The following is a 23,318-nucleotide window of genomic DNA, read 5'->3' on the forward strand; positions in this document are numbered from 1 at the left end:
AGAGTCCTGCGGGCTCTCTCTTAATCACCGACTGGGTCAGCAATATCTCGGGGCGTGAGGGAAGAGGGGATATGCTCTTGATAACGGTGGTCTGGAGAAGTCCTCCGGTCTTGCATTCCTGGCCGGATTTGCAGGGGGACTTACTGGCCACCCCATCAGACTTATCCATTTGCTCGCAGCACGGAGCATCGGCCATTGCATGGCCCTGATGATCGGCGCTCTGCATCGGGCAAGGCTGTGCCGGCATGCTGAAAGCCATACCGCCGAAGGTCGGCAGCACGAGACTAGCAATCATTACCAGGATCAATCCAATTCGACGCACAGCAATTCACCAGGCGGGCGATAGGGCGACGATAGCAGATTGCCCCGAGGCATGAACGCTCCTTTTGGCAATAGTGTTGATTTGGATCAAATAGAGTGTCATGCAGGGTATCAATCGGGCTCAACTGGTAGCTCCGTTTAACCGGATTTCTCAAGCTCGTAGGGTATCCGTCCGGCCAACACACCTTCCGAACTCCAGCATTAACCCGCCGAGTTCTTATCCCGAAGAAAAACGGCAAGACGAGACCTCTCGGAATACCCGCCATGAAATGCAGGGCCATGCAGGCACTCCATCTGCTGGCTTTGGAGCCCATTGCGGAAACCACCGCCGACCCAAACTCGTATGGGTTCAGGCCGGAACGCTCGACCGCGGATGCGGCAGCACAGTGCTTTGGTGTGCTGTCACGAAAAGCAAATGCGGAGTGGATTCTAGAGGGTGACATTCAAGGCTGTTTCGACAATATCAGCCATGATTGGTTGATCGCCAACATCCCCATGGATAAGGCGATCTTGCAGAAGTGGCTCAACGCCGGATACATCCACAACGGCCAGCTGTTCCCTAGTAACGCAGGAACGCCGCAGGGAGGCATCATCTCTCCGGTACTGTCCAACATGACGTTGGACGGGCTAGAAGCGATGCTGGCGAAGAGGTTTCCTACCGCCAAATGGACAGGCAAGAAACTGCAAGCAGTGCGGTATGCGGACGACTTCATCATCACCGGGTACTCGAAGGAGTGGCTGGAAAATGAAGTTCGTCCTGCCGTGGTCGAGTTCTTGGCAGAGCGTGGTCTCACGCTTTCCAAGGATAAGACCAAAATCACGCACATAGGGAACGGGTTCGACTTTCTCGGCTGGAACGTGCGCAAGTACAACGGCAAGCTCTTGATCAAGCCTTCCAAGGCGAATATCAGCGCTCACCTTGCCAAGCTACGAGAGTTGATCAAGGCCAACAAAACGATACGGCAGACCAATCTGATAGGTTTGCTCAACCCGGTTCTACGGGGCTGGGCGAACTATCACAGTCATGTCGTCGCCAAGAAGGTCTTCAACCAGGTGGACAGTGCAGTGTGGGAAATGCTCTGGCGGTGGGCGGTACGTCGCCACCCTCGCAAGACACGCCGATGGGTGAAGGATCGGTATTTCAAAGTACAAGGGGGGCGTCGATGGGTGTTCTCATGTGCTGAAAAATCCGCCGATGGTCGGAAGCGTCAGTACACGTTATTGGACGCCTCGGACACGCCAATTGTGCGACATATCAAGATCAAGGCCGCTGCCAACCCACACGACCCCGCTTGGGATGAATACTTCGAGTCCCGCTGGGGCAAGAGGATGCTCACTTCCGCGAAAGGTCGAGCCAAGCTGTACCGGATTTGGGTGCAACAGGGCGGTCGGTGCTGCGTCTGCTTCAAGCCGGTGACCAAAGACACACCGTGGCATAGTCGCCATATTGTGAAGCTAGGTCATGGCGGAACGGACGCGGCGGCTAATCTTGAGATATACCACCTGCGCTGCCCGAGGGATGTGCAATTTGCCTATGCCGATGACGTACAACCGGGTGCCTAGAGGTGCCTTAGCGGAGGCTTGAGCCGTGTGCTGGGAAACTCGCATGCACGGTTCTTAGGGGGTTGGACGCGGGCAACCGCGTCTGACTACCCGACAACCAGATTCGACCATGAGCCCTTGGACGCTCGAACTGGCTGTTTGCCGGGTCGCTGCGCAGCGGCAAACGGGCGGCGGCGATCATGAGCCTGATCCAGTCGGCGCGGATGAATGGGCATGATCCGTACGCCTACCTGAAGGATGTGCTGATGCGGCTGCCGACACAGCGGGCCAGCGAGATTGGCCAACTACTGCCGCATCAATGGGCACCCGCCTGAATTACGCAAGGTGAGTTCGGCAGACGCTTACAGTTCCGCGCCCCCAGCGACCGTTGATGGCGCTCATGGTGCTCACCAAGTCCGGCGTTAGCAAACATCGGGTTGCTTCTCTGTGTCATGGCGATTCGCCGCCGGCAATTTATCGCCTAGTGCTGACGAGCTGCTGTGCCAAAAAAGAGTTACGGAAGTATTCGCGGAAGGCTTTCATTGGCGCGGTACATGGCCAGATCTGCATGCATGATGAGATCGTTCGTGCATTGCCCATCTTTGGGCGCGATGGCGACCCCCAGGCTGGCTGACACGACTAGGCTGTGCCCTAGGATTTCAATGGGGTGCGTGAACGGTCTCCTGGACACGGGCTAACTCACGCAGACGCTTGTCGAATGAGCGACTAAAACAGATCTCCAGTCTGAGTTCGATCTCATTCAGCGACGGCTTTATAACCTTCGCTGACAACTTCATTTACAGCTCAGCCTTACACGCTAATTTCCCCTTATGTTCGGGTGATCGGTTCCGGCTTACCAAACAGGTAACCTTGGAACGCTCGGCAGCCGATAGCAATCAGCAACTCCAGTTGTTCGCGCTGCTCCACGCCTTCGGCTACCACCTCCAAGCCGAGGTTTTCCGCCAGGGTTACCACGGTGCGGGCGATGGCGCTGTCGGTACTGTCGATAAGGATTTCGTCGACGAAGGACTTGTCGATCTTCAGCTGATCCAACGGCATGTGCTTGAGGTAGCTCATGGACGAATAGCCGGTGCCGAAGTCGTCCAGCGAGAAGCGCACGCCGACCTGGCGCAGCGCCTGCATCTTGCCGATGGTGACCGTCAGGTCGTGTTGCAACATGGATTCGGTGATTTCCAGGCGCAGGCGGTTGGCCGGTGCGCCGCTGCTGGCCAGCACTTGTAGCACCTGCTGGACGAAATCGGGCTGGCTGAGCTGGCGCGCGCTGATATTCACGGCAATGGTCCAGGCCTGGCGCATGGGGTCGTGCTGCCACTCGGCCAGCTGGCGGCAGGCGGTGGTCAGTACCCATTGGCCGATCGGAATAATCAGGCCGCTTTCCTCGGCCAGGGGAATGAACTGCGCCGGGGAAACCAGGCCGCGCTGCGGGTTTTGCCAACGCAGCAGGGCCTCAAAGCCGAGGATCTGCTCGTCGGCGTCGACTACCGATTGGTAGAACAGGCGCAGCTCATCCTGCTCCAGGGCCAGGCGCAGGTCCCGCTGCAGCAGGGCGCGCTGGTTGATTTCGCTCTGCAGGGCGTTATCGAAGAAGCACAGTTGGTCGCGCCCGGCATCCTTGGCTTTGTACAGCGCCATGTCGGCCTGCTTGATCAGTTCGTCGGCGTTCTGCAGCGTGCCATCGAACAACACCACGCCAATGCTCGGGGTGATCTGCACCATATGGTCGTGGAGCTGATAGGGTGCGGACAGCATCTGGCGGATCTTCTCGCCAGTATCGCTGGCATGGTGCATGGCGCTTTCCTGGCTGTTGCCCAGCTCTTCGATGATCACCACGAACTCGTCGCCGCCCAGGCGCGCCACCGTGTCGCTCTGGCGCAGGGTGCCCTGCAGGCGCACGGCCACTTCCTTGAGCAGCTGGTCGCCGATCGGGTGGCCGAGGGTGTCGTTGATTTCCTTGAAGTGGTCCAGGTCCATCAGCAACAGGGCGCCGTGCTGATTATGCCGTTGGCTGTTGTGCAGGGCGCGGATCAGGCGTTCGCTCATCAGGCGGCGGTTGGCCAGGCCGGTGAGGGCGTCGTGCAGGGCCATGCGCTGGGCGGCTTCTTCGATGCGCTTGCGCTTGGTGATGTCGGCGCGGATGGCGATGTACTGCTCGGGCAGGCCATCCTTGCCGATGAAGGGCATGATGGTGCTCTGCACCCAGTACAGCGAGCCGTCCTTGGCGCGGTTGCACACCTCGCCACTCCACACCTCGCCATGGCTGATGGTGCGCCACAGGTCCTGGAAGAATTCGCGTGGATGATGGCCGGAGTTGATCATTTTGTGGGTGCGGCCGACCAGCTCGCTGCGGGCGTACTGGGAGATGGCGCAGAACTTGTCGTTAACCTGGGTGATTACTCCGCGGGCATCGGTGATGGCGACGATGGCGTGGGCATCCAGGGCGGCCTTGATCTCGGCGATTTCACGCAGTGAGTCAATCAACTGTCGGCGATTGTGCTCGCGTTCGCTGGTGTCGGTGAAAATCGCCAGCACCCCGGCTTCGCGGCCGCTGACCTGGCGTTCCGGCACCACCAGGCAGGAGGCATAGGCGCTGTTGCCGTCCGGGCGGACGTATTCCAGATCCAGGTCACTGCGCACGCCTTCCAGGGCTTTAAACAGATGCGGTTTGATCTGCTCAGCGACGTCGCTGAGTAGCAGGTCGCTGATGGTTTCACCGATCAAGTTTTCCGGATGGCGATCCAGGCTGCGGATCAGCGTCGGGTTGGCGTAGCGCAAGTGCAGGTGCTCATCCAGTCGGGCGACGCCGATTGGCAAGTTATGCAGCAGATTGTGTAATTCAGTTTCCTTTTCGCGGATACGCTGCTCACGCTCGACCAGCAAACGATAGGGTTTGCGCACGGCAATCTGGAAGGCAGCCAGGTAGAAGAAGCAGTAGGCGGCCACCTTATAGATGTGGCCGAACAGGTTGATGAATTCCGAAGTCGTTCGGTATTGGGTAAACGCCAGGCCGCCCATCGCGGTAATGAAACAGGCCGCGCCCAGCCATAGATCGCGGCTGCTCTGAGTCTTGCGGCTACGCAGGAAGAACCACAGGGCCAGGCCCAGGTTGGCGACGCACAGGATGAGTTCGCAGGTGTTCTTCAGTGGCGTCAGGCCGCTGCCGGGGATATAGCTCAGCGGCAGCCATTGTGGGCGCTGAGTGGCGATCAGGAACAGGGCGGCGACCAGGACAATGCCTGCTATCAGCCAGGCATTGCGGCTGCCGGGTAGGCGCAACGACAGGGCTGCCAGGCAGAGAACGGCCACCTCGACCGCACGGCTGCTGAGCCAGAAAAAGATCGCCGTGTTGGTACTGCCATCCACCACCAGCCCCGGCATGCCGGCGAAATACAGGGTATGCAACATGTCCAGGCCGGCCACGCTGGCGAAGCCGAAGACCAAGGTCTGGGCTATGGGCTCGGCGTCATGATCAGGGGTATTCCAAGCAATAGTCACAATCATCAGCGAGACGCTGATGGCGAACATTTCCAGCAGGATATGCACCGAGAGGTAGTCGGCCGGACGGGCAGTGAAGATGGCAATCGGAGGCAGGCTCAGGGCCAGGGCCATAAGTACCAGGGCCAGGGCGCAGGTGCTCAGCGCCAGACTGCGGTGGTTCAGATAGAGAGGCTGCAAGGCGTTATCCGGGGGCGCTGCTAGCGCCCGTTGTGCAGGATTATTAACTGTTGAAACGCTCGACCAGTGCGTGCAGGGAACCCGCGGTGGACTGCAACTGGCTGCCCAGGCGCGCGCTGTTGCCGGTGACTTCGGCGTTGTCGTTGGTGGCCTGGGAAATCGAGTTGATCTGCCGGGCAATATCCTCGGCGACCAGACTCTGCTGTTCGGCAGCAGCGGCCATCTGCTCGGCCATCTGATGGATGTTGTCGACGGTCTGGCTGATGCCCTGTAGCGACTGTTCGGTCTGCAGTACCCGCGCCACGCCGTTGCGCGCTTCCTCGCTGCCGGCGCGGGCCACGCTCAAGGCGCGCTCGGTTACCTGGTGCAGGCCGTTGATGATGCCCTGGATGACATCGGTGGACTGCCGGGTTTTCGAGGCCAGTGCGCGCACTTCATCGGCCACCACGGCAAAGCCGCGGCCCTGCTCGCCGGCACGGGCGGCTTCGATGGCGGCATTCAGGGCCAGCAGGTTGGTTTGCTCGGCAATCGCGTGGATCATGCTGGCGGCCTGCTGGATCGAGGCAGTTTCCCCGGCCAGTGACTCTACTGACTGGCCGATGCCATCCACGGTCTGCGCCAGTTGCTCGATAACCTGGCGGCTCTGCTGCGACTGCTGGGCACCGGCCAGGGCCAGTTCACTGGCCTGACGTGCTTCCTGAGCAGTTTGCTGGACGTGGCTGGAGACCTGATTGATCGACGCGGCCATCTCGTGCATCGCCGTGGCGGCCTGGTCAGCTTCATTGCGCTGGGCCTGCAGGGCACGTTCGGCCTGCTCGTTGAGGCGGCCGTTTTCCTTGGCCAGGGCGGCGGTCTGGTCGGCGAAATCTCCCAGGCGGCAAAGCGCCGTGCGAATCCGTGCATCCTCGCTGATCAGTGCCAGGTGCAGCAGCGCCAGTGGCCCGGAGGCATCGCTGTAGGTGCGGGCCACCAGCGGGCTGTCGAATGTTTTTGGCGCTACTGCACGAGCCCGGCCGAGCAGCTGGCTGGAGTTGTGCAGGCTGGCAAAACCCTGCAGCCCAAGCAGGACCAAGGTCAGCAGCAACGCCGTGCCGGGCAATTCCAGGCTCCAGAGCGCCGCGCCGCTCACTACACCGAGCAGCGGCAGCACGAAGAAGCGTGCCAGTTGCGCGAATGCCTCGCCACGGCCGATGGCCGGGCGCCCCTGGTTCAGGCGCGCGTAGAGCGCTTCGGCACGGCGCACCTGATCGCTGTTGGGTTTGCTGCGCACCGACTCGTAGCCGACGACCCGGCCGCTTTCCTGGATGGGCGTGACATAGGCGCTGACCCAATAGTGATCGCCGTTCTTGCAGCGGTTCTTGACGATGCCCATCCAGCTGCGTCCGGATTTTAGGTAGTCCCACATATGAGCGAACACGGCAGGCGGCATATCCGGGTGACGCACTAGGTTGTGCGGGCTGCCGACCAATTCCTCGCGGGTAAATCCGCTGATCTCGGCGAACTCGTCGTTGCAGTACGTGATGATCCCGCGGGTATCGGTGGCGGAAATGAGGTGCTGTTCTGCTGGGAAACTGCGTTCGCGGCCGCTGAGTGGTTGATTGATTCGCATGGGGAGGGCTCACCTGAATGATAGGCACATCGATAGCCTGGGAGGCAGTGGGTCTAGTCGGCTCTGTAAGCTGATCGTTTAGTCAAACTTTTTCACATTAGCAGGCACCCCTCTTGATGCTCCCCCCATAGAGGGGGGGCTAAAAGACAGGTGAACAGCCTGCTAGTCACAACTGTCGAAGAGTGCTCCCCCTTGATAGGTATTAGGGCTGGCAAACAGTTGTCGACCTGCGGCGGCAAAAGTTGAGTGCAGCACCTGGCCTTTCCGGTACGGTGCTGCCCCTATGTCTTACTCCGAACTCAGCGTTGAAGAGCGCGTCATTTAAATCGGTCATGCCCAAGGTTTCAGCCTGCGTGGGATTACCTGCTTGATCACCCGATCCCCTTCGACCATCAGCCGGGAGCTGCGCCGCAATCGAGGTGCCTGCGGTTGTTACTCGGCCCGTGCGGCCCGGCAGCAGATGCAGGCCCGCCGCTAGGTTTGTCGACCGATGCGAAAGCTGTTGCTGGGTAGCGAGCGCTTCGAGTTGGTGGCCCATCTGCTGCGTGAGCGTTTGTCTCCCGATCAGATTGCCCGCAAGCATGCGCAGCATGAAGACTCCCAACCTCAGAGAGGCCTACGTCTGTCGCAAGACGATCTATAACGCGATCTATGCCCTGCCGGTCGGTGAACTGCGCAAGGAGCTTATCATCTGCCTGCGCCAAAGCAAGACGACGCGCAGACCGCGCTATGGCGGTGTGGATCGGCGCGGCCTGATCCCTGAGATGGTCAGCATTCATGTGCGTCCGCCGGAGATCGAAGACCGGCTGATGCCGGGGTATTGGGAGGCGACCTGACCAAGGGTAAGGCTAACGCCTCGTCTGTAGGCACGTTGGTGGTGCGCGCCAGCGCCGACCCACAGAGAGCAGTTCCTGGTAGATATGGTGATATTGCACCGTGTTGCGCGGTCGGCTACCAGGCAGCGGCGCTTTCGGTCGGCCAGTTCACTTTGATGGTACCGCTCGGGTGTGGGATTTCCAGACAGATAGTCGATGACGCGGAATCCGACTTTGTCCCAATAGCCTGCAAAGACAGAGGAATGAAAGCAGGTTGCAGCGCCATGGCTTTCTGCGTGTGCACTCGGATCCATTTATGGACGAGGTTTGCGTTGAGGCTGTGGCTCAGCGCAACGCTGGCAATCGAGGCCCCGGGCTGGGCGCACTCTTGAATAATCTGGGCCTTGAAGGATTTGGAGTAGGAACGGCGTTGTGGCTGCATGAAAGACCCGCTTAAAAGGCTAGAAATGGTGTCCACTTAAATCAGGTGGACACCATCGCCTTTGGCGTCGGGGCCAGGAAGGTGTGTTGGCCGGACGGATACGAAAAGTTCGCGATACGTGGTGGACCACTGAGGGCCACCAGTTGCGGATACGGCCGGGCGACCACGCCGTCGATCGGGAGGGATGCATGCTTTATTACGCTGGGTTGAAGAAGATTAAGGACGCCGCAACTCGCCGGCGCACATTGAAGGTTGGTCTGTCCCGGAACTGGTGGACAGGTAGTTAAGAGCTACTGTCACTAACGCCTTACCGGAAGGCTTTTCACCGAATGTGCCCGCTGTTCGTCCAGAGTGTTGTAGTACGTATTTTGGGTGGTGCTGAGACTATTGTGACGAAGGTCAGCCTGGAGGTCCTTCATGTCACGATACGGTGCATCAAAGGTTGCGGAGGTGTGACGTAACCAGTGTAGTGAGGCCGAGCGCAGTTGGTCTATTTCGTCGTTGCTCCAGCCTTCCTCGGCCATACGCACCATCGCGCGGTCAAATAGCTCTTGCAGCATCAGGCGGATATGGCGATCAGAAAGCCCGCCGCGTCCCTTTAGGGTGCTGATCAGCGGTGTTTTCTCGTGGGCGGAAGGGAGGGGAGAGAGCTGCAGATGCTGGCGATAGCGTACGAGGTAGTTCTGGATATAGTCATCGCGGATGCTGATCTTGGCGGCCTTGTTGCCTTTGCCCACCACATGAAACCACCAGTTGCCCATGCTATCGCGGCGGATGTCGCCCATAGTGGGCGTCCAGTTGTCACGCCCGACCAAATCGGAGACGCGTAAGTACATAGAGAACAGGGTCGCAACGATGAAAAGCGTGCGTTCGTATGTCGGGTCGGCCACGGCCATTTGCTCGGCAGTCTCAATCACGTAGCTCCACTGCAACGGTGTCAGGGAACGGGACGCCACATCCAAGGTATTGCGTTGCTTGTAGATGGATTTCTGTTTTACCGCTCGGAAGGGGTTCACCTCGGTGAGGCCCTCATCAATGGCGTGCTGGAAGAAGCTGCCGCAGACTGCGAATACCTGAGCCACCGAGCCTTGGGACATGCGGTAGGGACGGGAGGGAAGGGCGGCAACGGCCTCTTCGGCAATCTTGCGTTCGCGCTTGGCCACGGTGTGACTGAAAGGTCGCCATTGCAAATTGACGGTGTAGGTGTCCGTGTCGAGCTTCTTACGACCGCCCACACGCAGGAAGCGGGACTTTACGACCGGACCTATCCAGTCGGCGGGAGGGTTGAGGCAGAACTCCATGAAGGCCTCGGCGTCCCGGCGACGCAGTTCGACAAGGGGCTTGCCAGCCACCAGCAGGGACCAGAGCAGCAGCCGCTCAATGTGGGTTCGATAAGAGTTGAACGTGGCTTCGTTGCCGGCGTAGGACTTCAGAAATCCCCGAACGGCGCGATAGCCTTCGACGGCTTGGAGCTCATCGGTACAACCTTGGAGGAAGTTCCGAACCGCTGGAAGCTCGCCATTGAGGTGAAGAAAGTTAAGTTCGTGGAAGCGATCAAAGGTCTCGAAAAGCGGCTGGGGATGCGGCGACATCAAGTGGCTCAACCTGGGCTAGATCGGTGCTTTAGCGGTAGTATAGAGCAATATCCGGGTCTGGTGATTATCGGATATTACATTTCTCTTTGACCGCAGTTCAGGACGATTATCTCATTCACGGTAATACCTGCCGTAGGTGTAAGCGATACTCGTAATACGTAGATCTTGCTGTAGTTCGGCGGGCTTGCGGGTTTGAGCGCCACTCCTCGCGCCACTGTCTCTCAAAAACCTGAGACTAGATCCAAGTAAAACATTCCAATGCTCACTACTTTCTCCTGCTGAAGTAATATCCGCATGCACTTGCCTGAGCGCTGTTTGGACGATATCTCGAATTTGACGAACAGAAAGCCCCGGACGCCCGTAGTTAGTCTCCAATATGGGTACTCCCTCATCTTTCTCAGGTAACGGCGATAGCCCTCGGCTTTTCCGGTAGCGTTTCAGATAGGGCAGGAACTTTGGGTTGACTGCGAGCCTTTCCGGCAGCGTGCCTGGGGCATCTAGTACCAGCCACCATTTGCCTCCCTCAAGCACGAAACAATCCATACTTGGACAGTATTCGCCTGAATTTGCGAGGTCTGCAGCTCGCAGATACATAAAAACCGTCGCCGCTACTATAAAAAGAGCACGCTCATCTGTGGGCTTGCCTGCTGCGCGGCGCTCTAGAGTCCGTAAAACACGACATAGCTGGTCTGAAGTAAGAAAACTACGAACAGGATAAATCCCACTTTCTGCATTTCCATTGTGCGATCGAGACGCCGCAACAGGATTGAATGCTGCCGCATCTTCTGCATGGAGGAAATTGTAAAAAGAGCTGCAGATGCTGTGTATCTGTCGCAAGGTACCCGTAAACGGTCTATAGGAGTCAGCCTCTGGTTGACTTCGGATGTCGAAAGGTCGCCAGCCTACGTTGAAAGTCCAATTCCCATCATCTTGAATGAATCGGGGAGTAGGCGCAGCACCAACCCAATTCGAAGGTGGCTTTTTGCAGAAAGAGATGAACTGTCCAAATTGATCCCGGTTTAACGTCAACGCCGATTTTTCGGCAAAAAACCAGCTCCAAAGAAGCAAGCGTTCCACAAATGCACGGTAATTACCGAATGTTCCGAGGGTACGATTATGGCGCGCAAGGAAGCGCAGCCCCCATTTAAAATCCGTCTCAACGTCATGTTCAGTCGAGAAACTCTTGAGATAGGCCGCGACACAGGGGTAGCGAGCATAATACTGCTCAAGGTCCAGAACCATGGACTCGGGACCGGCAAAGAGTGGATGCGGGTCTCTGGTGCATACTGACATCGTAGACTCCATCGCCCGGTGGCGAAAATTTGACCTTCGTTCCGTAACCGTAGCAGAGCATCTTTAGTCTTGTTTTTATTTTTTTTAAACAGTCAAAAAAGCTTCAGGAGTCCACTTTTTTGACTGTATATCGATGGGCAGTTAAAGGCCCCCAGGAGGGGATGACTTTCACATCATTGATTTTCCAGTATCTTTTTTCATCAGGTTTTGTCTCTTTTAATGTCAGGAGTGTCGTACGTCAGCTAACTGGAGAATATAAGTCACTGGATAATCAATGACTTATGCATCTAGCATGAGATTTTCTGTGGCCGAAAACGTCAGCTATCGCGAGATTTTCATTGCGAAAATCATCTAAGTGGAGAATTTCCTGAAAGCCGTGTTGGCGGCGGCTACGCAGAGTCTGCCGGATGGACTTTCGCTGAGCGAGAGTGGCCGCGCATTGACAATTTGTCAATACTGGCCAAATGAGGGATGTAGGCCGTTAGCCTTGATGCTAAGGGGCTCTAGAAGGGTGGAATTAGCTCAGTCGAGCCAGAAGTGATGCCCTGCGGGCTGCAATGACTTCAGCGGCTTGTGAAGCGATTCAGCCAGGAATCTAGCTCTTCGGTGCGGCTGTAAAGAACGCCCCCAATGGCGGCCTCGAAAGAGGATTCAGTGAGGCTTGCCAATGCCCGACGAGCAGGAATCCCTGATATCTTCGACCACCGCTTTATTGAGATATGGCTGCTGAGCAGTCGACTAATCTCGCCACCCTGGAAACAAAGTTCACGTTTCCAGCCCAGTGGCTTGATCAGCCCTAGGGAGCAAGCCGTAGTGATTTCTTGCTTGTTCATCCCTGTAATAGCGATGGTGTCCAGTAGCGTGCAGTGAGCAGTCTCCAGCGAAGCGAGATGCTTCGCCATCCAGGCCAACAAACCGTCAACTCCGACAAAAGCCCCATCAAGCAAAGCTTTACGATCTGACTTGGGACGGAATGGAATTTCTTTTAACAGGATGCCGGCCAGTACATGCCCCATATGGCCGCCATGCGCTGATGCGATTCGCGCAGCATGCACCATATCGATGATCTGGCCAGAAGCGACTGTCTCCAGCTGTTCAATCTGCTTGGCCAATGTAACTAGATCAAAACAGGCATCCCGAACAGATCTGTGGCCGATGAGTCCCTGAAGGGAAGACGACTCAATCAACGGCAGGATCTGAGCAGGCTTACATCCCAGGACTTGTGACAGCAACCGATGATCAACTGGCGCCAACAATGTTGGGCTTTCTTCAGTTCGCTCATTGAGCGATCTCCGCCCCGCAGAACAATCGAAATCCCGCAGAGGCCAGGGCAGCGCTAGTTTTTCTTTCAGCGCATAAATCGGCAGGTAAACGGCTGATGCTCCAATGGCAGCAGTGGGTGATCTGTGTGCTCGACAAGCTTCGGCCCATGACTCCATCGCCGTTGAATCATTGAGCAAGGCGTACGCCTGACCCAGAAGCAGAGGCCAGCGAGCGACTTCTGTGGGCGGCCTCTCACGAACAGAAAGATCACTGCTCAGCGGCTCAAGGACGCATTGAAGGGCTAGTAGTGTTGCCGCTGACCGAAAACTGACCCAGTAGAGGCTGTTCTGCCGACTGAAAACTGACCCAGGTGTTCAACTGCTTCTGCTCAATTTTTGAGCAGGAGAACACAGGGTGATCAGTATGGAAATGATGGGCAAAATTCGCCGGATGTATTTCCGCGACAAGCTGTCGCTGCATGAGATAGCCAAGCGCACCGGGTTGGCGCGCAACACGATTCGCAAGTGGGTCAGAGCACCTGAGGCCAAGCCGCCGGTCTACCAACGCCGCGCGATCTTCAACAAACTCAGCCTTTTTCACGCCACGCTGGAGCAGGCGCTAAAAGCCGATTCGCTGCGGCCCAAGCAACAGCGGCGCAGTGCCAAGGCGCTGTTGGCGCAAATCAAAGCCGAAGGTTATGACGGTGGCTACAGCCAGCTCACCGCGTTTATCCGTGCCTGGCGAGGGGGACAGGGCAAGGCGTCGCAGGCCTTTGTGCCGCTGACCTTTGCTCTTGGCGAGGCGTTTCAGTTTGACTGGAGCGAGGAAGGCTTGCTGGTCGGCGGCATTTACCGGCGTATGCAGGTGGCACATCTGAAGCTGTGTGCCAGCCGTGCGTTCTGGCTTGTGGCGTATCCGAGCCAGGGCCATGAGATGTTATTTGACGCCCATACACGCTCGTTCGGCTCCTTGGGCGGCGTGCCGCGCCGGGGCATCTACGACAACATGAAGACCGCCGTCGACAAGGTCAATAAGGGCAAAGGCCGGGCGGTGAATGCGCGCTTTGCGGTGATGTGCGCGCATTACCTGTTCGATCCGGACTTCTGCAACGTCGCCGCTGGTTGGGAAAAGGGCATCGTTGAAAAGAACGTGCAAGACAGCCGCAGGCGTATCTGGCTAGACGCCCAGGACTGCCAGTTTCACTCCTTCGAGGAACTCAATGCCTGGCTGGGCCAGCGCTGCCGCGCGCTTTGGAACGAGCTGACGCACCCTCAATACAGCGGGCTCAGTGTGGCCGAGGTACTGGAGTTGGAGCGCGCCGAACTGATGCCTATGCCCGCGGCCTTCGACGGTTACGTCGAGCGGCCTGCGCGGGTCTCCAGCACCTGCCTGGTTAGTGTCGGGCGCAACCGCTACTCGGTGCCGTGTGAGTACGCGGGTAAGTGGGTCAGCAGCCGTTTGTATCCGACGCGAATCGAGGTGGTGGCTGACGACGCGCTGATCGCCAGCCATGTCCGCTTGCTGGATCGCGACCAGGTCAGCTATGACTGGCAGCACTACCTCCCGCTGATCGAACGCAAGCCCGGTGCGCTGCGCAACGGCGCGCCCTTTGCTGATCTGCCGGCGCCGCTGCGTCAGCTTAAGCACGGTCTGGGGCGTCATGCCGGCGGTGACCGGATCATGGCGCAAGTTCTGGCTGCCGTACCGGTCGCCGGGCTCGATGCGGTGCTGGTGGCTGTTGAGCTGGTACTGGAAAGCGGCAGCCTGAGCGCCGAACACATCCTCAATGTCGTGGCGCGCCTGGCCGCGACCGAACCACCACCCAGCGTCGAAACCCACTTGTCGCTCAAGGAAGCCCCCGTCGCTAACACGGCGCGCTACGACCGCCTGCGTGGCCAGACCGAGGAGATCGGTCATGCGTGATTTGATGGCGGAACTCAAGGAGCTGCGCCTGCACGGCATGGCCACGGCCTGGGCGGAGTTAACTGCACAGGGTGAGTCGAACACAGCCTCGTCCAAGTGGCTGCTCGAACACCTGCTGGAACAAGAGCACACAGATCGCGCCATGCGCTCGGTGAGCCACCAGATGAACATGGCCAAGCTGCCGATGCACCGCGATCTGGCCAGCTTCGATTTCAACGCCTCTAGCGCCGACGCACGCCTGATCAGCGAGCTGGCCAGCCTGGCCTTTACCGACACCGCGCAGAACGTGGTGCTGATCGGTGGGCCAGGCACCGGTAAAACCCACCTAGCCACCGCGCTGGCCGTGTCCGGCATCACCCGGCACGGTAAGCGCGTGCGCTTCTACTCCACGGTCGATCTGGTCAATCTGCTGGAGCGCGAAAAACACGACGGCAAAGCCGGGCGGATCGCCCAGGCACTGCTGCGCATGGATCTGGTCATCCTCGACGAACTGGGTTATCTGCCGTTCAGCCAGGCTGGCGGTGCGTTGCTGTTTCACCTGCTGTCCAAGCTGTACGAACACACCAGCGTGGTGATCACCACCAACCTGAGCTTCGCCGAATGGTCGAGCGTGTTCGGCGACGCCAAGATGACCACCGCCCTGCTGGATCGGCTGACCCACCACTGCCACATCGTCGAAACCGGTAACGAGTCCTATCGCCTGCAACACAGTAGCTTGGCGGCCCAGGCCAAGATCAAATCACGGGAGCGAAAGCGTAAGGGCGGCCAAGAACCGGAGGACGATGAGCCGTTCTGATTTCATGGCGACGACGGCCTGCTACATGGCTGCGTGTGGCAGGTCTTAAACAACTGAACTGGGCTAGCGAAGGAGTGGGGGCAACAGCAGCTGCGCTGGTAGACTTATCCACAGTTGCTGGTAACAAAATCAGCAATCCGCCCTGGGTCAAATTTCAATCGGCAGGGTGGGTCAATTTTCCATCAGCGCCAACATGCATGTGGCTTATCTGGTTATCGATGCGGTCATCGATGTGCCTTGGGCGCGCGAGATGCACAGCAAAGCGCCGGATAATTTCTTCATCCAACCCAAGAGCATCGCCGCTGAAGTCTTTCACTTGGCGCATCAGCCCAAGGATGCCTGGACCTTTATCTCCGAAGTGCGCCCCTACTGCGAAAAATGGTAAGGAGCGTAGGAAAGGCATCGATCGCCAGGATTTGCTTGCCCAAGGGGTGTAAAAGGCGTTTCGGTGCGGCTATCGCCACAAAAAACGGGCTTATGCATCACGCATAAGCCCGTTTTTATTGAAGCGGTTGTACTTAGCCGCGCTGACGCTTAGGCAACACGTCTTTGAGCTTGGCGTGCATGCCGCGCAGGGTTTTCTCGGTGGTGTCCCAGTCGATGCAGGCATCGGTGATGGAGACGCCGTACTTGAGCTGGCTCAGGTCCTTAGGAATCGACTGAGCGCCCCAGCCTAGGTGGCTTTCGACCATCAGGCCGACGATGGATTGGTTGCCTTCCAGAATCTGGTTGGCAACGTTGTCCATGACCAGTGGTTGCAGGGCCGGATCCTTGTTGGAGTTGGCGTGGCTGCAGTCGACCATAATGTTCGGACGGATGCCGGCTTTGGTCAGTTCCTGCTCACACACGGCCACACTCACCGAGTCGTAGTTCGGCTTGCCGTTGCCACCGCGCAGCACCACGTGACCGTAGGCATTGCCTTTGGTGGTGACGATGGAGACGCCACCTTCCTGGTTGATACCAAGGAAACGGTGCGGGCTGGAAACCGACTGCAGGGCGTTGATCGCTACCGTCAGGCCGCCATCAGTACCATTTTTGAAGCCAACCGAGGAGGACAAGCCGGAAGCCATTTCACGGTGGGTTTGCGATTCAGTGGTGCGCGCGCCAATGGCCGACCAGCTGATCAAATCCTGCAGGTACTGCGGGGAGATCGGGTCGAGGGCTTCGGTCGCGGTTGGCAGGCCCATTTCCGCCAGGTCACGCAGCAACTGGCGACCGATATGCAGACCGTCCTGAATCTTGAACGAGTCGTCCATAAATGGATCGTTGATCAGGCCTTTCCAGCCGACGGTGGTACGCGGCTTTTCGAAATACACGCGCATAACCAGATACAGGCTGTCCGACAGCTCAGCAGCCAGCGCCTTGAGGCGCTCGGCATACTCGTGGGCGGCCTTGATGTCGTGAATCGAGCACGGCCCGACCACCACAAACAGGCGGTGATCCTTGCCATCGAGAATATTGCGGATTACCTCACGCCCGCTGGCAACCGTGCGCAGGGCAGCGTCAGTCAGCGGAATTTCACGCTTGAGCTGTGCGGGGGTTATCAGGGTATCGTTGGAGGCAACGTTGAGGTCATCAATCGGTAAATCAGCCATCGTGCTATTCATCAGTAAGAGTCATCAGGTCACGGGTGCCGGCCGCCAGCGATCCCCGTGTGGCGGAGCACAGCAATAGGAGCACTGCGGGGAAGCCGAACCTTAGCGCGTAAAGGCACGGCTCGACAATGGGCTTGGCGGCTTGAGCCGTGCCGATGGTTGGATTGACTAATTCAAACTATCGCGGGAAAACTCGGCAGCGTGCTGGCTGATCCACTCTTGCGCCACGGCCTCAATCGATAAGCTACAGCCCTGCTGCTGCTCACATTGCTTGCGGTAGTGCTCGATGTGGCACACCTGTTCGACCATGCGGGCGCGAAACAAGGTGTCCTCATCAATAAAGGCGATACCCACCAGATAATGCTCACCCTGTTTACGGCACCATGCCACCAGCCCCGGGTAGCGCGCCTGCTCGCCGAACAGCGGGATGCGCATTTCAACAGCCGTGCCGCGGCGAAAAGCACGGCTGGAGTTGCAAGCCACGCCGCCGAGGCTGATATTGTTGAGCCGCTGTTTGGGCACACACGCCTGTTTGCGCAACACCAACTCCACCGGCATATCACTGGGATGACGCAGAAAGTGACGCATCGCTTACGACCTCAGATGCCATCAATTTGATATCAGACATGAGCAGTATAGTGACTGAACTGGAACTCACCGATTTAGATGCGGATCGTCACCTGCTCGACCTGCCCGGCACGTCATTGCTGATATTCACCAGCATAGGTTGTGCCAGTTGCCGTTGGGCGCGCCGTGAATTGGCCAAGCTGGACCTGCCCGTGCAGCGCCTGGCGTGGGTCGATGCGGGCAACAATGGCGGTTTGGTTACGCGTTACGAGGTCTTCCATCTGCCGGCCCTGTTTGCCGTGCGTGATGGCCAATTTTATGGCGCTGTGCAGGCTCGCTTGCTGAGCAGCGAATTAACCCTGGCGCTGGACACTGCCCTGTCGCGCCCCGCTGAGGAGCTTCCCTGATGACTGCAGCACCCCGTATCGGCATTATCGGCTGCGGCGCGATTGGCGGCTTTTATGGCCTGATGCTGGCCCGCGCCGGCTTTGATGTGCATTTTCTGCTGCGCAGTGAATTCACGGCTGTGGCCAGTGAAGGCCTGCGAGTCAACAGTGCTGTGCACGGCTCGCTGCATCTGGATAACGTGCAGGCGTACCCGTCGGTCACCGACATGCCGCCGTGCGACTGGCTGCTAGTCGCCGCCAAAACCACCAGCAACGCCGAACTGGCCCCGCTTATCAGCCAGGCGGCGCCCGGCGCCAAGGTGGTGCTGATGCAAAACGGCCTGGATGTCGAAGACGAACTACGCCCGCTGTTACCCGACTCACTGCACCTGCTCGGCGGCCTTTGCTACATATACGCGCATCGCAGCGCGCCAGGTGTGGTTGAGCATCAGGCCCTGGGCGGCGTCAACCTTGGTTATCACTCAGGCCCGGCGCTGGATACAGAGAGTCGCCAGCTGATCCTTGAGCAAGGCACCGGCTTGTTTCAAACCGCAGGGCTGGCCTCCAAGGCGATGGCCGAGCTGAAGCAGGCGCGCTGGCAGAAGCTGGTGTGGAACGCGCCCTTCAACGGCCTGGCCGTACTGCTGAATAGCGGTACCAGCGCTCTGATGAGCAACGCCGAGAGCCGGGCCCTGATCGCCGCCCTCATGCAAGAGGTGGTAGAAGCTGCCAGCGCCTGTGGCTATCCACTGCCTGCGGAGTTTGCCGGTAAATTGCTGGCGGCCACCGAGCGCACACCGGACTATTTACCGAGCATGTACCACGACTTTGCCCTGCAACGCCCGCTGGAGGTGCACGCTATTTATGCCGTCCCCCTGGCCGCCGCTGCCAAGGTCGATTGCGCCATGCCACGCACCGAGATGCTCTACCAAAGCTTGCGTTATCTCGAACAACGCCAACCGTAAAACGGGAGCAGCCATGAGCAAGGGATTAGGCGACAAACTGGTACTGGCGATTTCCTCGCGGGCGCTTTTCGACCTGCGCGAAAGCCATCACATCTATGAAAGCCAGGGCGTTGCAGCTTATCGCCAATACCAGATTGAGCATGAGGACGAGATCCTCGCCCCTGGTGACGCCTTCCCTCTGGTCGAAAAGCTGTTGGCGCTCAATACCACCCTCAAGCAACAGCGGGTCGAGGTGATTCTGGTGTCGCGCAACAGTGCCGACACTGGGCTGCGGGCATTCAACTCGATCCAACACTATGGCCTGGGCATTTCCCGCGCCGCCTTTGTCGGCGGGCGCAGCCCGGACCCGTATCTCGCAGCATTCGGCTGCCAGCTGTTCCTCTCCACCCATGCTGAGGATGTGCGCAGCGCACTGCGCGCCGGCTTTGGTGCGGCGACCATTCTCTCCGGCGGTGCGCGGCGGGCAGCCAGCAATGAACTGCGCATTGCCTTCGATGGCGACGCGGTGTTGTTTTCTGATGAGTCCGAGCGGGTCTATCAGCAGGGTGGCCTGGAGGCCTTTCAGAGCCACGAACGCCAGTCGGCCCGTGAGCTGCTCGGCGGCGGCCCGTTCAAACCCTTCCTTGCGGCCCTGCATCGCTTGCAACAGGAGTTTCCTGAAGAGCAATGCCCGATTCGGACCGCCTTGGTCACCGCGCGCTCGGCCCCGGCCCATGAACGGGTGATCCGAACCTTGCGCGAGTGGAATATTCGCCTGGATGAATCCTACTTCCTCGGCGGTCTGGAGAAAGCCGCCATTCTGGAAACCTTCGGCGCCGATGTGTTCTTCGACGACCAGGCCGGGCACTGCGAAAAAGCCCGCGAAGTGGTCGCCACCGGGCATGTGCCGCATGGCATCAGCAACGAACCTCAGCCTTAACCCAGCCTTCTAAGCGGGGCACTGCGCCCCGCTGCCCCGCTTGCGGATATAACCATTCGTCCTCAAAACCCTGAGCTTCATTGACCTGCCAATTGCACTGCTAAGCTCAAATCGGGCCCGCCAGTCAGGCAGTCAAGGAGGCCGCATGATCCGTTCGATTCTCTATGCCACCGATCTGGGCCTCTACGCGCCTTATATATTGCAACACGCGCTGGAGCTGACCCGCTCCTTCAATGCCAACCTCTATGTGGTGCACGCTGTGGAGCCCATGGGCCTGTTTGCCGAGTCGGTGTTACAGACGTATCTGGATGAAGAGCGCCTCAAAGAACTGCGTGAAAACGGCCTGAGCACCGTGATGGCCAGCATCGAGCAGCGCGTGCTGGAAGGCTTTCGTGATGAAGTGGGCGAGACCTTGCATGACCTTGACCTGATCAAGGCGGTACGGGTGGTACAGGGTGATCCACCGCTGGTGATACTCGATGCCGCGCAGCAACTTGGCGTCGACCTGCTGGTCTTAGGTAGCCACAGCCACGGCACAGATATGGACATTCCACTGGGCCGTACCGCGTCCCGCCTGGTGCAGTTGGCCGAAGTACCGGTGTACCTGGTGCCGATGCTGCAGCACCGCAACCGAGGTGATCTTTAAAGAAGTGCAGCAGATTTTATTTTTTGGTCTAGTTTTAATGCTTAACTAATCATTATGGTTATATAAACGCCGACGACCTGAGCGGCTGTCTTTCTGCTTTGAGGGAATTTTATGAAGCTTCAGCAATTGCGCTACATCTGGGAAGTCGCGCATCACGACCTCAACGTTTCTGCCACGGCGCAAAGTCTCTACACCTCGCAGCCGGGCATCAGTAAGCAAATCCGCTTACTAGAAGACGAGCTGGGCGTGGAAGTATTCGCCCGCAGCGGTAAACACCTGACCCGCATCACCCCAGCCGGCGAGCGCATCATCAACACCGCCGGTGAGATCCTGCGCAAAGTTGAAAGCATCAAGCAGATTGCCCAGGAATTCTCCAACGAGAAAAAAGGCACCTTGTCGATTGCCACCACCCACACCCAGGCGCGCTACGCCCTGCCGCCGGTGATCAGCGCGTTTATCAAGCAGTACCCGGATGTATCCCTGCACATGCACCAGGGCACGCCGATGCAGATAGCCGAAATGGCCGCCGATGGCACGGTTGATTTCGCCATTGCCACCGAAGGCCTGGAGCTGTTCAACGACCTGATCATGATGCCCTGCTACCGCTGGAACCGCTGCGTGGTGGTGCCGCAGGGTCACCCACTGACCAAACTGCCGAAGCTGACCCTGGAAGCCCTGGCTGAGTATTCCATCGTCACCTACGTATTCGGTTTTACCGGCCGCTCCAAACTCGATGAAGCCTTCAGCCATCGCGGCCTGACGCCAAAAGTGGTGTTCACTGCCGCCGATGCCGACGTGATCAAGACCTATGTACGCCTGGGCCTCGGAGTCGGCATCGTGGCCAAGATGGCCGTCGATGCCACCCTTGATCCGGACTTGGTGGTGCTAGATGCCGGCGAGCTGTTTGAATCCAGCGTGACCAAAATCGGCTTCCGCCGTGGCACCTTCCTGCGTGGTTTTATGTGCGACTTTATCGAGAAGTTCGCCCCACACCTGACCCGCGATGTCATGGCCAAAGCCGTGCAATGCCACGGCAAGGCCGAGCTGGAAGAACTGTTTGAAGGCGTTGAACTGCCGCTGCACTAATCTCGCTTCAACAAAAAGCCGGTCACATGACCGGCTTTTTATTGCCCGCTATAAGCGGCCGCTCACTCGCCGCGCTGCAGTTCCTTGCCATGGGCGAAGTTCACCCACCAGCCAAACGCGGCGGCGGTAAAGAACATGATGATGCTGTAGATCGCTGCTGGGATGGACATGGTCGGGTTGTTCAGCAGCATCGGGCTGAGCGCCAGGGCAATCGCCAAGGTGCCGTTGTGGATGCCAATTTCCATGCCGATGGCAATCGACTGGCGCAAGCTCAGCTTCAACAAGCGCGGCACCCAATAGCCCACCGCCAGGCTGATCAAATTGAAGGCCAGCGCCGCGCCGCCCACCAAGGGCGCGTAGTCAACGAACGTCTGCCAATCCTTGACCACAGCCAGCAGGATGATGATCAGCAAAAACAGCGCGGAGATGATTTTTACCGGCTTTTCCATGCGTGCGGCAAAGCCTTCGAAACGGCTGCGAATCCACATGCCGATGGCCACCGGACCGAGCACGATGGCAAACACCTGGACCACTTTGGTGAACTGCAACGGCAACGCCTGATCACCGTCCATAAAGTAGGCCAGCGACAGGTTAACGATCAGCGGCATGGTCAGCACCGCGATCACCGAATTTACCGCCGTCAGGGTGATATTCAGCGCCACATCACCGTGGGCCAAATGGCTGTAGAGATTCGCCGTGGTACCGCCTGGCGAGGCGGCCAACAGCATCAGGCCAACGGCCAGCGCGGGTTCCAGGCCAAACGCCTTGGCCAGAAAAAAGCACACCAGCGGCAGCAGCACCAGCTGGCAGCTCAGGCCGATCAGCACAGGCTTGGGCAGTTTCACCACGCGGGCGAAATCCGCCAGGGTCAACGACAAGCCCAGGCCGAGCATGATGATGCCCAGGGCAACGGGAAGAAACAGGGTCAGTAACGGATCAGCAGTCATTATTGTTCTACTCCGGGATCGGGACAGCGCAACGATTCTGGCGAGCGCATGACGATGCTCGCAGTGACTTTAGCGGCCAATCAGCCGACCGGGGAACCCTATATGCAAAAAGGCGCCATAAAGGCACCTTTTTTATCGCCGCATCTGCAAATCAGATCGCCGTTGCACCACCATCCACTGCCAGCGCATGGCCGGTGGTGAAGGCTGCGTTATCGCAACACAGGTAAAGCACGGCGGTGGCAATCTCTTCGACCTTACCGATGCGCCCGACCGGGTGCATGGCCGCTGCGAATTCACCCTTCTTCGGGTCGGCTTCATAGGCGCGGCGGAACATGTCGGTGTCGATAACCGCTGGGCAAACGGCGTTGATGCGGACTTTCTTCTTCGCATATTCAACCGCAGCGGACTTGGTCAGGCCAATGACTGCATGCTTGGACGCCGAGTAAATACTCATCTTTGGCGCCGCCCCCAGGCCAGCCACCGACGCCGTGTTGACGATGGCGCCTCCGCCCTGGGCCAGCAGCAACGGAATCTGGTGCTTCATGCACAGCCACACGCCTTTGACGTTAACGCCCATGATGGCGTCGAATTCGCTTTCGCTGCCTTCGGCCAGCTTGCCTTTCTCGATTTCAATGCCGGCGTTGTTGAAGGCATAGTCCAGGCGCCCATAAGCCCCCAGCGTGCGTTCCATAAGCACCTGGACCTCGGCGTCGCGGGTCACGTCACAGCGTACAAACAGCGCATCGCCGCCAGCCTCACGGATCAATGCAACCGTGCCCTCTCCGCCTGCCACATCAACATCGGACACCACCACTTGCAGACCTTCGTTGGCGAATGCCAGTGCGGTAGCACGGCCAATACCAGCAGCACCACCGGTGACCAGGGCAACCCGGCCGGAAAAGCTCAAGCTCATCT

The 23,318-nt window shown here is 58.6% G+C and carries 19 protein-coding genes and 3 pseudogenes; 11 read left to right on the top strand and 11 right to left on the bottom strand.

Annotated elements, in window-relative coordinates:
* Positions 1-528: 528 nt before the first annotated feature.
* A pseudogene (ltrA, locus tag SOP97_RS00165) lies at positions 529-1,884 on the top strand (group II intron reverse transcriptase/maturase); the annotation flags it as partial.
* A 92-nt stretch (positions 1,885-1,976) separates the two neighbouring features.
* A pseudogene (locus SOP97_RS00170) lies at positions 1,977-2,198 on the top strand (transposase domain-containing protein); the annotation flags it as partial.
* 179 nt (positions 2,199-2,377) lie between these two features.
* On the opposite strand, the gene SOP97_RS20250 reads toward SOP97_RS00170, so the two are convergent.
* The 3 genes from SOP97_RS20250 to SOP97_RS20490 form a co-directional block, all read right to left on the bottom strand.
* Complete coding sequence (locus SOP97_RS20250) at positions 2,378-2,554, bottom strand: diguanylate cyclase domain-containing protein (protein ID WP_078466174.1); 177 nt, start codon at positions 2,552-2,554, stop codon at positions 2,378-2,380.
* A gap of 137 nt (positions 2,555-2,691) precedes the next feature.
* Entirely contained in the window at positions 2,692-5,556 is a 2,865-nt protein-coding gene (locus SOP97_RS00175) for a bifunctional diguanylate cyclase/phosphodiesterase (protein ID WP_322947543.1), read from the bottom strand.
* A gap of 43 nt (positions 5,557-5,599) precedes the next feature.
* Complete coding sequence (locus tag SOP97_RS20490; protein ID WP_322947545.1) at positions 5,600-7,165, bottom strand: PAS domain-containing methyl-accepting chemotaxis protein; 1,566 nt, start codon at positions 7,163-7,165, stop codon at positions 5,600-5,602.
* 325 nt (positions 7,166-7,490) lie between these two features.
* Here SOP97_RS20490 and SOP97_RS00185 point away from each other — a divergent pair.
* Positions 7,491-8,054: pseudogene (locus SOP97_RS00185) on the top strand (IS30 family transposase); the annotation flags it as partial.
* 62 nt (positions 8,055-8,116) lie between these two features.
* Here the strand turns inward: SOP97_RS00185 and tnpA are convergent.
* The 4 genes from tnpA to SOP97_RS00205 form a co-directional block, all read right to left on the bottom strand.
* Positions 8,117-8,422, bottom strand: coding sequence for an IS66-like element accessory protein TnpA (gene tnpA, locus SOP97_RS00190; RefSeq protein ID WP_047302739.1), 306 nt, complete (start codon positions 8,420-8,422; stop codon positions 8,117-8,119).
* A gap of 299 nt (positions 8,423-8,721) precedes the next feature.
* Positions 8,722-10,014 carry a tyrosine-type recombinase/integrase gene (locus SOP97_RS00195; protein ID WP_194934153.1) on the bottom strand — a complete coding sequence of 431 codons (1,293 nt, stop codon included), beginning with the start codon at positions 10,012-10,014 and terminating at the stop codon, positions 8,722-8,724.
* A gap of 114 nt (positions 10,015-10,128) precedes the next feature.
* The gene (locus SOP97_RS00200; protein WP_256672071.1) at positions 10,129-11,259 is read right to left on the bottom strand and encodes an integrase; all 1,131 of its coding nucleotides are present in this window, start codon (positions 11,257-11,259) and stop codon (positions 10,129-10,131) included.
* A 614-nt stretch (positions 11,260-11,873) separates the two neighbouring features.
* On the bottom strand, positions 11,874-12,770 hold the full coding sequence (locus SOP97_RS00205; RefSeq protein WP_322947551.1) for a hypothetical protein: 897 nt from the start codon (positions 12,768-12,770) through the stop codon (positions 11,874-11,876).
* Between the two features lie 226 nt (positions 12,771-12,996).
* Here SOP97_RS00205 and istA point away from each other — a divergent pair, with 226 nt between their 5' ends.
* From istA to SOP97_RS00220, 3 genes are all read left to right on the top strand, one after another.
* A complete protein-coding gene (istA, locus tag SOP97_RS00210; RefSeq protein WP_322947996.1) occupies positions 12,997-14,496 on the top strand; it encodes an IS21 family transposase in 1,500 nt (499 codons plus the stop codon).
* A complete protein-coding gene (gene istB / locus SOP97_RS00215) occupies positions 14,489-15,292 on the top strand; it encodes an IS21-like element ISPst3 family helper ATPase IstB (protein WP_011911830.1) in 804 nt (267 codons plus the stop codon). The genes istA and istB overlap by 8 nt, the downstream gene beginning before the upstream one ends.
* Positions 15,293-15,485: 193 nt before the next feature.
* Complete coding sequence (locus SOP97_RS00220) at positions 15,486-15,677, top strand: Rossmann-fold NAD(P)-binding domain-containing protein (protein WP_322947558.1); 192 nt, start codon at positions 15,486-15,488, stop codon at positions 15,675-15,677.
* Between the two features lie 133 nt (positions 15,678-15,810).
* Here SOP97_RS00220 and SOP97_RS00225 read toward each other — a convergent pair whose 3' ends face one another.
* Entirely contained in the window at positions 15,811-16,887 is a 1,077-nt protein-coding gene (locus tag SOP97_RS00225; protein ID WP_274088432.1) for a 3-deoxy-7-phosphoheptulonate synthase, read from the bottom strand.
* A 168-nt stretch (positions 16,888-17,055) separates the two neighbouring features.
* Entirely contained in the window at positions 17,056-17,475 is a 420-nt protein-coding gene (locus tag SOP97_RS00230) for a PilZ domain-containing protein (protein WP_274088399.1), read from the bottom strand.
* A gap of 38 nt (positions 17,476-17,513) precedes the next feature.
* On the opposite strand from SOP97_RS00230, the gene SOP97_RS00235 reads away from it, so the two are divergent.
* From SOP97_RS00235 to cysB, 5 genes are all read left to right on the top strand, one after another.
* Positions 17,514-17,861 carry a YbbN family protein gene (locus SOP97_RS00235; protein WP_274088400.1) on the top strand — a complete coding sequence of 116 codons (348 nt, stop codon included), beginning with the start codon at positions 17,514-17,516 and terminating at the stop codon, positions 17,859-17,861.
* The gene (locus tag SOP97_RS00240; protein ID WP_322947562.1) at positions 17,861-18,805 is read left to right on the top strand and encodes a putative 2-dehydropantoate 2-reductase; all 945 of its coding nucleotides are present in this window, start codon (positions 17,861-17,863) and stop codon (positions 18,803-18,805) included. Before SOP97_RS00235 ends, SOP97_RS00240 begins: the two co-directional genes overlap by 1 nt.
* Before the next feature lie 13 nt (positions 18,806-18,818).
* Entirely contained in the window at positions 18,819-19,724 is a 906-nt protein-coding gene (locus SOP97_RS00245) for a 5'-nucleotidase (RefSeq protein WP_274088402.1), read from the top strand.
* A gap of 145 nt (positions 19,725-19,869) precedes the next feature.
* A complete protein-coding gene (locus SOP97_RS00250; RefSeq protein WP_274088403.1) occupies positions 19,870-20,370 on the top strand; it encodes a universal stress protein in 501 nt (166 codons plus the stop codon).
* A gap of 111 nt (positions 20,371-20,481) precedes the next feature.
* Positions 20,482-21,456 (top strand): HTH-type transcriptional regulator CysB, encoded by a 975-nt coding sequence (gene cysB / locus SOP97_RS00255; RefSeq protein WP_274088404.1) that lies wholly within the window; start codon positions 20,482-20,484, stop codon positions 21,454-21,456.
* 62 nt (positions 21,457-21,518) lie between these two features.
* Here the strand turns inward: cysB and SOP97_RS00260 are convergent, their stop codons facing one another.
* The gene (locus tag SOP97_RS00260; RefSeq protein ID WP_322947566.1) at positions 21,519-22,403 is read right to left on the bottom strand and encodes a bile acid:sodium symporter family protein; all 885 of its coding nucleotides are present in this window, start codon (positions 22,401-22,403) and stop codon (positions 21,519-21,521) included.
* A gap of 151 nt (positions 22,404-22,554) precedes the next feature.
* Complete coding sequence (locus SOP97_RS00265) at positions 22,555-23,316, bottom strand: SDR family oxidoreductase (protein WP_322947567.1); 762 nt, start codon at positions 23,314-23,316, stop codon at positions 22,555-22,557.
* Positions 23,317-23,318: the final 2 nt, after the last annotated feature.

It is taken from the genome of Pseudomonas spirodelae (genome assembly GCF_034653255.1).
GTDB lineage: Bacteria > Pseudomonadota > Gammaproteobacteria > Pseudomonadales > Pseudomonadaceae > Aquipseudomonas > Aquipseudomonas spirodelae.

Coding starts and splice junctions, on each gene's coding strand:
- SOP97_RS20490 (WP_322947545.1), bottom strand. CDS start 7,165: ATGCGAATCAATCAACCACTCAGCGGCCGCGAACGCAGTTTCCCAGCA.
- tnpA (WP_047302739.1), bottom strand. CDS start 8,422: ATGCAGCCACAACGCCGTTCCTACTCCAAATCCTTCAAGGCCCAGATT.
- SOP97_RS00195 (WP_194934153.1), bottom strand. CDS start 10,014: ATGTCGCCGCATCCCCAGCCGCTTTTCGAGACCTTTGATCGCTTCCAC.
- SOP97_RS00200 (WP_256672071.1), bottom strand. CDS start 11,259: ATGGTTCTGGACCTTGAGCAGTATTATGCTCGCTACCCCTGTGTCGCG.
- istA (WP_322947996.1), top strand. CDS start 12,997: ATGGAAATGATGGGCAAAATTCGCCGGATGTATTTCCGCGACAAGCTG.
- istB (WP_011911830.1), top strand. CDS start 14,489: ATGCGTGATTTGATGGCGGAACTCAAGGAGCTGCGCCTGCACGGCATG.
- SOP97_RS00220 (WP_322947558.1), top strand. CDS start 15,486: ATGCATGTGGCTTATCTGGTTATCGATGCGGTCATCGATGTGCCTTGG.
- SOP97_RS00225 (WP_274088432.1), bottom strand. CDS start 16,887: ATGGCTGATTTACCGATTGATGACCTCAACGTTGCCTCCAACGATACC.
- SOP97_RS00230 (WP_274088399.1), bottom strand. CDS start 17,475: ATGCGTCACTTTCTGCGTCATCCCAGTGATATGCCGGTGGAGTTGGTG.
- SOP97_RS00235 (WP_274088400.1), top strand. CDS start 17,514: ATGAGCAGTATAGTGACTGAACTGGAACTCACCGATTTAGATGCGGAT.
- SOP97_RS00240 (WP_322947562.1), top strand. CDS start 17,861: ATGACTGCAGCACCCCGTATCGGCATTATCGGCTGCGGCGCGATTGGC.
- SOP97_RS00245 (WP_274088402.1), top strand. CDS start 18,819: ATGAGCAAGGGATTAGGCGACAAACTGGTACTGGCGATTTCCTCGCGG.
- SOP97_RS00250 (WP_274088403.1), top strand. CDS start 19,870: ATGATCCGTTCGATTCTCTATGCCACCGATCTGGGCCTCTACGCGCCT.
- cysB (WP_274088404.1), top strand. CDS start 20,482: ATGAAGCTTCAGCAATTGCGCTACATCTGGGAAGTCGCGCATCACGAC.
- SOP97_RS00260 (WP_322947566.1), bottom strand. CDS start 22,403: ATGACTGCTGATCCGTTACTGACCCTGTTTCTTCCCGTTGCCCTGGGC.
- SOP97_RS00265 (WP_322947567.1), bottom strand. CDS start 23,316: ATGAGCTTGAGCTTTTCCGGCCGGGTTGCCCTGGTCACCGGTGGTGCT.